Below are 9,253 nucleotides of genomic sequence, written 5' to 3'. Positions count from 1 at the left end.
TTATAAAAAATTCTATTTTTTTTAGAATAATATATTTATTTTTTTAGACAATAATTAATTATGAATAAAATAATTACTATAATACCTATATCTAGTTTTAATAATTCTAAAACACGTCTTTCTCCATTTTTATCTGAAAGTGAGAGAACTAATCTACTAAAAGTCATGTTGAAAGATATTGTTAGTAATATTCAAGATCATGTATCTGATATTATAGTTACTAGTAAGGATGAATATGTTCTAAATTATGCAAAATATCTTAATTTAAATGTTTTTAAGGAAAAAGAACATGAACATGATTTTTTAAATAATGCTATTAGTGATGCTATTAGTTATATTAGTAAAAATTATGATAATTACAGTGTTATGATATTACCAGCTGATATTCCACTTTTTAACTCTAGAAATATGAAGTATATTCTCAAAAATAGGGATGATTTTATTATTTCACCATCAAAGGGTGGTGGTACTAATTTATTATACATAAATAGAGAATATAATTATAAGCCATTATTTGGTGCATTTAGTTTCTTTAAACATGTTCAAGAGGCTAAAAATAATAATTTAGATGTTAATATTTATGATTCCTTTTATTTATCATTGGATGTTAATACTCCTGAGGATTTAGGTGAGATTTTATTACATGGAAGAAATACCCATACATATAATTATCTTAGTAATTTAAATATTGGTGTTGAAAGTAATCATGGAAAGGAGCGACTTTATGTCTATAGAAAAAATGAATAAAAAATGTAGTATGACTATTGCAGGACTTGATCCTTCTGGTGGAGCTGGTATTATTGCTGACTGTAAAACATTTCATGCTCATGGTATTTATGCAACATGTGTAGTTACAGCAGTTACTGCTCAAAATCCATATTGTGTTACTGGTATTGATGGTGTTGATTTAGATTTAATTGAATCTGAAATTGATGAAATTTTATCTGTTTATCCAATTAGATATATTAAGACTGGTATGTTATATTCTGGTGATATTATAAAGCTTGTATCTAGAAAGATTAAGGAGTATGATTTAAGGGCTGTTGTTGATCCTGTTATGGTCTCTGAGTCTGGTGGTGATTTAACTGGTAATTCTTTTATTGAATATATGAATAAATATTTAGTTAAAAATTCATTTATTATTACACCCAATATACATGAAGCAGAAAAATTATCAAATAAAACAATTACATCTGAGGAAGATATGATATCTGTTGCAGAAAAATTAAGTAAAGATAATTCTGTTGTAATTACTGGTGGACATATGCAAGGAAATGATATACTCTATTGTGATGATGAAATATTTAGAATTGAAGGTAAATTAATAAATTCAGATAACACCCATGGAACAGGATGCACATATTCCTCAGCAATTACAAGTAGATTAATAGAAGGCTATAATTTATATGAATCATGTAAAAAAAGTAATGAATTTATTAGAAACAGTATAAAATATGGATTTAATAAAACACCATATCAATTCTGGAAAAATATAGAATTCTAAAAAAAATAATAGCATATACTTACAATGTATATGCTTCATCCTGATTTAATAATGAAAAACCATTACTAGTTAAAATTTCTTGAGATTTATCATTATTTTCAGTTCTTAATACAACTAAAGCTTTTTGAGTTTTCTTTTCTACAAAAGCATAGATGTATTCCACGTTGATATTTTCTTCATTTATTAAATCTAATGCAGCTTCAAGACCTCCTGGTTGGTCTTCTACTTCTATTGCTAAAACTTCAGCCAAACTAACTGCAAATTGTTCTTTTTCTAGTGCATCTTTAGCTTTATCTGGATTTGATACAATCATTCTTAAAATTCCAAATTCTGATGTATCTGCAATGGATAAAGCTCTAATATCTATATTATAAGATTTTAAAGTATACAATGCTTTATGTAATCTTCCACTCTTATTTTCTAGAAATACTGATACTTGTTTAATTGGCATACTCACACCCCTTAATTAAAATTTCTTTTATCAATTACACGTACTGCTTTTCCTTCACTTCTAGGAAGAGAGTATGGTTCTGCTAGAGTTACTTTTACTCCAATACCAATAGCTTCTTTTATATTTTTAGCTATTGTATGTTTAAATGCTTCTAAGTCCATCATTGAATCTGAGAAATTAACTTGATCAATTTCTACTTGAACTTCTATTACATCTAATGTATCTGGTCTAGATACAACTATTTGATATGCTGAAGATAATTCTTTCATTTCCATAATTACCTCTTCAATTTGTTTAGGGAATACTATTACTCCTTTTACTTTAAGCATATCATCACTACGTCCAGTGATTCTATTCATTCTAACTGTTGTTCGTCCACATTTACATTTTTCATAGTTTAAAGAAGTAAGATCCTTTGTTCTGTATCTTATAACTGGCATACCTGTTTTTGTAAGGGAAGTGAAAACTATTTCTCCTTCTTCTCCTTCAGGTAGTACTTCCAGAGTTTCAGGATCTATTATTTCTGGATAAAAATGATCTTCTGCAATATGCATACCCTCTTTTATATGACATTCTGTTGACACTCCAGGTCCCATTACTTCTGTTAATCCATAGATGTTTTGAGCAGATATATCGAATTTTTCTTCTAATTTATTACGAATCTCTTCAGACCACATTTCTGCCCCAAATACTCCACCTTTAAGAGATACATCTTTTGGATTATGACCTTCTTTTTCTAATGATTCTGCAAGATACAATGCATATGAAGGTGTGCAACATAAAAAGTCTGCTGGGAAATCATGTATGAAGTTTAATTGTCTTTTTGTATTTCCTGAAGACATAGGTACTGCTAGTGCTCCTATTTTTTGAGCTCCATATTGTGCTCCATGACCACCAGTAAATAGTCCAAATCCATATGCTATGTTTACAATACTATTTTTATGTACTCCTACACTTGCAAGTCCACGTGCTGTTACTTCAGCCCATATATCAAGATCTTTTTGTGTGTATGCTGCTACTGTAGGAATTCCTGTTGTACCACTTGTTGAATGTACTTCTTTCCAGTCTTCTTTAGGTGCTGCTTGTAAGTCAAAAGGATATGTATTTCTTAAATCATCTTTTGTTATAAATGGTAGTAATTGTATATCTTCTAATGTTTTAATATCATCAGGTGATACATTATGTGCATCATATAAATCTCTGTAAAATTTCACATTATCATATGCATATCTTACTACTTTTTTAAGTCTTCTTAGTTGTAATTCTCTGAATTCTTCACGAGTCATACATTCTCTTTCTTTGTTGAATATGTAAACATCTTCTTCTTTAAACTTTGCCATGATTGTTTCCTCATTCTATTGTAAATATATTTAAATTAAATGTTTTATTTTTTATATCCTCTTTGGATAATTCAATTAGACAGGCATGTCCATTTCCAGCATCACCAGGATTTATTATTGTTGTTTTTCCTATAGTGTCTTGTCCTATTGATTCATGTACATGACCACATAGATTTAATGTAGGTTGTGTTTCTTCAATGATTTTTCTTATTGATTTACTTCCCACATGAACTCCTGATTCTATTTTATCTGCATTTGTATCATATGGAGGTGCATGAGTTACAAGTATTGTGAATGAATCAGAACTTAATTGATTATTGAATTTACTTAATTTTTCATATAATATTTCTTCACTAAATTCATTTGGTGTATCAAATGGTGTAGGATTAGATCCACCAAAACCAAGTATTATCATCTCATCAATATTTGAAACATTATCATGTATATTAGTTATGTTAGATTTATCAAGTAAATCTGGTGAATTAGCAGGATCACAATTTCCCTGTAAAGCATATACATTTGCATAATTACTAAATTTATTGAGTATTTCAACAAAATAATCCTCAGGGCCAAAATCTGTAATATCCCCAGTGATTATAATAGAATCTACTGAATTATTATCTAAATAATTAAATATTTTATCAGGAGATCCTTGAATATCTGTAAGTACTAATATTTTCATTATAATATATCCCCATAAAAGTTACTAAAATTATATAATTAAAATTTTCTAATTTAAAGTTAATAACTTTTAGTATAATATCATAAAAAAAATAAGCTAATATATAAAACTAAAAAAAAAGAGTGTATATTTCTAAAGTAACACATACATCTAGAAATATATTTTAATATAAAAGAATTATCCTTGCATCTGTTCATGGAAAAATGGACTCATTTCTTTTAGTGCACATTGTATGTTATCTTTCTCACCAAATACAAATACTGAAACATCATTATCATCAAATTCTATAATAACATTTTCATATTCACATATTTCCATAAATCTTTCTTCTTGAACAGGTTCTTTGAAATTAAATCTAATGAAATCGAAGTTTGCAGGCATTCCTGGAATAAATTTAGATTGAATTTTAACATTTTTAAATACTTCTTTTCCCTGGGATGCATCAAACAATTTCTTCTCCCAATCTTTAACAAAGTCTTCACCTTCAATCTGTGCAATATCAAGTAAAGTTTGTTCTACCTCATTTAATAGAGAATCTATACGTGGTAATTCTTTTGCCCTATCAGGTTCAGTTGGATCATCCTTATAAAAGTTGGTTAATGCTCTTGCATATTGAAGATTTTGTATAACTTCTTGTGGTACTTCATATGATTTTATTAATTTCTTCAATAAATGATCAAGAACTGTCCATCTTAACTCCAATGGATCTTTGTTATCAGTGACCATTTAAATGACCCTCTAATATGTTTCTTACATTGAAGTTGTATATTTCACCATCTAATGATTCTTCAATTTCCTTATCAATTTCTTCCATTGAATTATATGAATCAAGGAATAAAACATGATAACTTGTTGTATCCTTAACTTGTAGTATAGCAATAGGCACTGTATCATCTAATTCTTTTTTATCAATTGTTGCCTTATATTCTACAAATTTCTCATAATCTTCTGGTAAATCCTTTAGTGTGAATACACCTACTAATCCAACAATAAATTTTTGCATATAAAATAACTCCTTATAATTTTTAATTTAAATTCATATCTTTATTTTTTTACTTTATTTTTTTCATATTACTATAAGTATCTTTATTTTATTCTAATTTAATAAAGGTATTGATTTTTCATGATAAAATAACCCATATATAATTAATTAAAAAGAGTTTATATTTCTAAAAATAAAAGTAGTATGTTATTAATGGGAGGTTAGGGGAGAAAAATATAACTTTAAAGTTATATTTTAAAGTAAACACTTATTCTTCTCTAGGTGTGTTCATTTTTTGAACTAATTCAGCTGGGTCAACTACTTGTTTATCAAGTGTTAAATCTTCAGGAGATAATCCCATTGCTAATCCATATAATTGAGCTAAGTGTAATACAGGTATTGCAAAGTCAGTATTGTATCTTTCATTTACTTCTGTTTGACCTACATCAAATTGCATGTGACAGAAAGGACATACATCAACAATTGCATCTACGCCTGCTGCTTTCATGTTTTCAAGTTTTTCATGGGTAAAACTTGTTGTAACATCAAGATCTCTTGCTCTAAGACCTCCACCTGCTCCACAACACATCATTTTGTCTGCATATGGTACAGATTTTGCTCCTGTAATTTCTACAAGTTCATCTAATATTTTAGGGTTTTTAGGATTGTCTATACCTATTTCATCACTAGGTTTTAAGAAGTGACATCCATAGTGTACTGCAACATTTAAATTTAAGTCTTTTTCAAATGCTTCTGCAATTTTTTCAAGACCTATATCGTTATATAATACTTCTGCAAAGTGTCTTACGTTACTTTCACCTTTGAATTCACGACCAATTTCAGATAAAGAACCATTTACTTTTTCTTTGAATTCTTTGTCTTCTTTTAATAAGTCGTTTGCTTCATGAAGTGAACCAAAACATCCATTACATTCTGTTAAGATGTCTGCTCCCATATCTTCTGCAATTGTTATGTTTCTTGCTGCAATTGTTGCCCAGGTTTCTTTATCAAAAGAACCAAATACACCTGGTGCAGGACAACAGGAAGCTCCATCCATATCTGTTAATTCTACACCTAATTTGTCCATAAGTACCCTTGTAGATTTTTCAATACCAGGGTATCTGTTGTTCATTATACATCCTAAAAAGTAAGCATATGCCATATTATTATCCTCCTTATTAAATTGTTGAAATTTATTCTTTTATGTCTCCAGCTGCCCAATCGTAGCCTATTAATTCATCGAATCCAGTAGCTTTGATTAAAGTTTGTACTTCTTCTAATGCTTCTGGGAATTTGTGGGTTGTTGCTGGTACTTCATCAAGACCAATTTCTTTTCTTAAAGTTTTTACTTTGTCGTTAATTGGTACAGCATGACCAGTTTTTGCAACAAATGAACCGGTTTTTTTATGTGATAATGCCATGTAACCTTCATGTGCTGCTACATTTCTGATTGCTTTTACAATTTCTACAATTTTAATATCACGAGGACATCTTTCTTGACATTCATAACAGGTTGTACACATCCAAATTGCATCGTCTGAAATTACTTGATCTTTTAATCCTGCTAATGCTTTTCTTACTAATCTTCTGATCATGTAAGGAGTTCTTCTACCAGAAGGACATGCTCCTGAACATGTTCCACATTGGTAACAAATTGCTAAACTTTCAGATCCATTTGCCATTATTTCATCTTTAAATGTAGGATCTACATCTTTATCAGTAATTAAGTATTCACTTTCATTTAATAATGTCATTTTTTCACTCCATTGATAAAATACACAATATAAAAAAATTATTTTTTATAAAGCTAAGAATTTAATTTTACATCTAAAAAAAGATATTTCTAGATGATGTTAATGCACCTAATTCATCAACAATATTGGCTGACTTACTCTCCAACCTAAAGATTGGAAATTCCCGAGTAATAAACTAGTATAGTTTAAATTAATCGAGCTAGCTCCCATAGTCTATGGGTTTATTTAATCATAGCACCATCTTTTTTAGGTTATTTATTATATTCAAACCATATTTAATGTTACTAAGATTTTATTCCTTCTGTTTGTCTATTTTATCCCTAATCTATTAGAGATTAAGGTATTCATAGACCAGAAGGATAAATTTTTAATAGTTAACTTGTAGAAATTTACAGCTTAATTAATTATAAATTTCTATTAATAGATTAATTGTATTTATTATATAAATATATCAAAAAAAATAAGTTGTGTTACCTAAAAGATTACACCAATTATTGTACTAATAAAAATATACTATAAAAAATAAAATAATAAGTAGAAAAAAAATAATATGGGAGAAAAAATAGAAAATGTTAAAGATTATTTCACATGATGGACCCTCAAGACAAGGACAATGGCGAGAATATAAAACACCTCATATAATAGACTATAATATAGTAGATATTGTTAAAAATATAGCAACACCATTTAAAATACAAAAGGAAATAGCACAAGAAAACATGGAGCAAACAATAGAACTTGCAAAAAAAGAAGAAAATAAAGATAAAATAGCAGTTATACAAGGAGCACAATATACTGATATTAGAGTAGAATGTGCAATGGAATTAGAAAAACTTGGATACAGAACATTGATGTTTGCAAATACAGATGAATTACAAAGAAATCCAGAAAGTCTACTAGATATAATAATCAAAACTAGAGAAAATATAAATCCAAACACCACATTGTACTTTCCATTTGCAACAACACAAATCATACCAATACTAGCATATCTTGGAATTGACTTATTTGACACATCCCGTGCAATATATGAAGCAAAATATAACAATCTAATGACAAGTACAAACATATATCCCCAAGAAAACTATAAAATAACAGACAACCTAGAACAAGAAAATATAAATCAATTAAATTTTACAATAAAAGAAATTCAAGAAAACATAAAAAATAAAACACTAAGAAATTTAACAGAACAAAAAGCAGCAACAAATCCTGAAATCATGACATTACATAGATTACTTGATAAAAATTATCAAAACTATCTACAAAAATATACACAACTATATTAAACTCCCATAAACCTTTTTTTTAAAATAAAACTAGTTTTCCTAAAAAAAATAAAAAAAGGAAGATACTCTATTATCAAACACATTATTTACTAGCTTGAGCAATAATTCGATTATATGTACGCCTGGCAGTAGCACCATCATAACCTATATAAACAAAACATTGTGTGTTATCATGCTTTGTACATATTATTTGATAAAAACATGTTCTTTTATCATGAATAAATTGAATGTCTTTATAAACATCATGTGATATATGAGTACCCTTAATAAATTCTACAGATCTATCCTCTGAGTAGTTCAATTTAAACACTTCTCATATTTATTTATATTATTTATTACCTTCTACCAACTAAATATTTTTTTTAAATATCTAATTATATTATATGAAAAACACAATATAAAATACTTATGAAAAAATTATAAAAAATCTTTAAGTAACTCTTTATCAACATCAGCTAATGTAATCAATGCCTCAGCCTCAATAAAATGTAAATTAGCAGGAACTATTATACAATGTAAAGGTTTACCAAAATCAAAATTCTTTACATCACTAACTCTACCACCCTTTACAATAGGATGTTTACTACCAGCTTGAGCAATACCAATAACAATACGATCATCATCAAATACATGCTCTTTACGTTCAGATTCAACTTTAGATAAATAATCTAATGCCTGATTAACAGTCATATATCTATCCTTATGAGCTTGAATATCAAGTAATACAAGTGTATGAAGACCCATTTGAGAATTTAATTTAATAGCATCATATGGTGAATGTGGAAAGAAATTCTCATCAGGAAAAGGAACAGTGGTTGTTTTACCAAATTTATAAGCTTGAAGACCACTGATACCTGGAGCTGCAGAAAAAATACTACTACCATGTATAATCTGTGTTTTGATTCCCTTATTAATAGCTTCAACATATAATTCTGTATGAGTAGTTGCCATTAAAGAGTCACCTGCAGTAACAAAAGCAATATCCTTAGTCATTGCTTCTTTAATAATAACATTAGCATCTTCAACATCTTCACGTTTTAATGTAATAAATGGAACATCTAATTTTTCAATTAAATTATCAATATTACCACCCATTAACTTAGCAGTATAAAATTCAGCATAAATACAATCAACACTCTTAAGAGCTTTAAAACCCTTATATGAAATATCATCTTCACTAAATAATCCTAAACCAATAAAATATAACAATTAAATACACCTCATTATAAGAAAATTAAAAATATTTTTTTA

At 28.0% G+C, this 9,253-nt stretch carries 11 protein-coding genes and 1 pseudogene; 3 read left to right on the top strand and 9 right to left on the bottom strand.

Annotated features, from left to right (window positions below):
* Positions 1-60 precede the first annotated feature (60 nt).
* Both cofC and thiD read left to right on the top strand, forming a co-directional pair.
* Entirely contained in the window at positions 61-747 is a 687-nt protein-coding gene (gene cofC, locus A9758_RS00980) for a 2-phospho-L-lactate guanylyltransferase (protein ID WP_011406593.1), read from the top strand.
* Positions 725-1,504: a bifunctional hydroxymethylpyrimidine kinase/phosphomethylpyrimidine kinase gene (gene thiD, locus A9758_RS00975; protein WP_011406594.1), complete on the top strand. Its 780-nt coding sequence runs from the start codon at positions 725-727 to the stop codon at positions 1,502-1,504. Before cofC ends, thiD begins: the two co-directional genes overlap by 23 nt.
* Before the next feature lie 19 nt (positions 1,505-1,523).
* On the opposite strand, the gene A9758_RS00970 is transcribed toward thiD, so the two are convergent.
* The 7 genes and pseudogenes from A9758_RS00970 to hdrC all read right to left on the bottom strand — a co-directional run.
* Entirely contained in the window at positions 1,524-1,955 is a 432-nt protein-coding gene (locus A9758_RS00970; RefSeq protein WP_011406595.1) for an amino acid-binding protein, read from the bottom strand.
* An 11-nt stretch (positions 1,956-1,966) separates the two neighbouring features.
* The gene (locus A9758_RS00965) at positions 1,967-3,295 is read right to left on the bottom strand and encodes a phenylacetate--CoA ligase family protein (RefSeq protein ID WP_011406596.1); all 1,329 of its coding nucleotides are present in this window, start codon (positions 3,293-3,295) and stop codon (positions 1,967-1,969) included.
* A gap of 10 nt (positions 3,296-3,305) precedes the next feature.
* The gene (locus A9758_RS00960) at positions 3,306-3,977 is read right to left on the bottom strand and encodes a metallophosphoesterase (RefSeq protein ID WP_069776310.1); all 672 of its coding nucleotides are present in this window, start codon (positions 3,975-3,977) and stop codon (positions 3,306-3,308) included.
* Between the two features lie 177 nt (positions 3,978-4,154).
* Complete coding sequence (locus A9758_RS00955; protein ID WP_011406598.1) at positions 4,155-4,703, bottom strand: DUF2096 domain-containing protein; 549 nt, start codon at positions 4,701-4,703, stop codon at positions 4,155-4,157.
* Positions 4,693-4,980, bottom strand: a complete 288-nt coding sequence (locus A9758_RS00950; protein ID WP_011406599.1) for a DUF749 domain-containing protein — start codon at positions 4,978-4,980, stop codon at positions 4,693-4,695. Before A9758_RS00950 ends, A9758_RS00955 begins: the two co-directional genes overlap by 11 nt.
* A gap of 247 nt (positions 4,981-5,227) precedes the next feature.
* Positions 5,228-6,121 (bottom strand): CoB--CoM heterodisulfide reductase subunit B, encoded by an 894-nt coding sequence (gene hdrB / locus A9758_RS00945; RefSeq protein ID WP_011406600.1) that lies wholly within the window; start codon positions 6,119-6,121, stop codon positions 5,228-5,230.
* A gap of 31 nt (positions 6,122-6,152) precedes the next feature.
* Positions 6,153-6,719: pseudogene (gene hdrC, locus A9758_RS00940) on the bottom strand (CoB--CoM heterodisulfide reductase subunit C); the annotation flags it as partial.
* A 563-nt stretch (positions 6,720-7,282) separates the two neighbouring features.
* On the opposite strand from hdrC, the gene A9758_RS00935 reads away from it, so the two are divergent.
* Positions 7,283-8,002, top strand: coding sequence for a hypothetical protein (locus A9758_RS00935; RefSeq protein WP_011406602.1), 720 nt, complete (start codon positions 7,283-7,285; stop codon positions 8,000-8,002).
* 82 nt (positions 8,003-8,084) lie between these two features.
* Here A9758_RS00935 and A9758_RS00930 read toward each other — a convergent pair whose 3' ends face one another.
* The gene (locus tag A9758_RS00930) at positions 8,085-8,303 is read right to left on the bottom strand and encodes a hypothetical protein (RefSeq protein ID WP_011406603.1); all 219 of its coding nucleotides are present in this window, start codon (positions 8,301-8,303) and stop codon (positions 8,085-8,087) included.
* A 116-nt stretch (positions 8,304-8,419) separates the two neighbouring features.
* A complete protein-coding gene (gene dph5, locus A9758_RS00925) occupies positions 8,420-9,211 on the bottom strand; it encodes a diphthine synthase (RefSeq protein ID WP_011406604.1) in 792 nt (263 codons plus the stop codon).
* Positions 9,212-9,253: the final 42 nt, after the last annotated feature.

Origin of the sequence: Methanosphaera sp. A6 (assembly GCF_001729395.1) — an archaeon.
Lineage (GTDB): Archaea > Methanobacteriota > Methanobacteria > Methanobacteriales > Methanobacteriaceae > Methanosphaera > Methanosphaera stadtmanae.
This window is presented reverse-complemented; position numbering and strand designations above follow the sequence as displayed.

Excerpts from the sequence above, each read along its gene's own strand:
- thiD (WP_011406594.1), top strand. The coding sequence starts at position 725 with ATGTCTATAGAAAAAATGAATAAAAAATGTAGTATGACTATTGCAGGA.
- A9758_RS00970 (WP_011406595.1), bottom strand. The coding sequence starts at position 1,955 with ATGCCAATTAAACAAGTATCAGTATTTCTAGAAAATAAGAGTGGAAGA.
- A9758_RS00960 (WP_069776310.1), bottom strand. The coding sequence starts at position 3,977 with ATGAAAATATTAGTACTTACAGATATTCAAGGATCTCCTGATAAAATA.
- hdrB (WP_011406600.1), bottom strand. The coding sequence starts at position 6,121 with ATGGCATATGCTTACTTTTTAGGATGTATAATGAACAACAGATACCCT.
- A9758_RS00950 (WP_011406599.1), bottom strand. The coding sequence starts at position 4,980 with ATGCAAAAATTTATTGTTGGATTAGTAGGTGTATTCACACTAAAGGAT.
- cofC (WP_011406593.1), top strand. The coding sequence starts at position 61 with ATGAATAAAATAATTACTATAATACCTATATCTAGTTTTAATAATTCT.
- A9758_RS00965 (WP_011406596.1), bottom strand. The coding sequence starts at position 3,295 with ATGGCAAAGTTTAAAGAAGAAGATGTTTACATATTCAACAAAGAAAGA.
- A9758_RS00955 (WP_011406598.1), bottom strand. The coding sequence starts at position 4,703 with ATGGTCACTGATAACAAAGATCCATTGGAGTTAAGATGGACAGTTCTT.
- A9758_RS00935 (WP_011406602.1), top strand. The coding sequence starts at position 7,283 with ATGTTAAAGATTATTTCACATGATGGACCCTCAAGACAAGGACAATGG.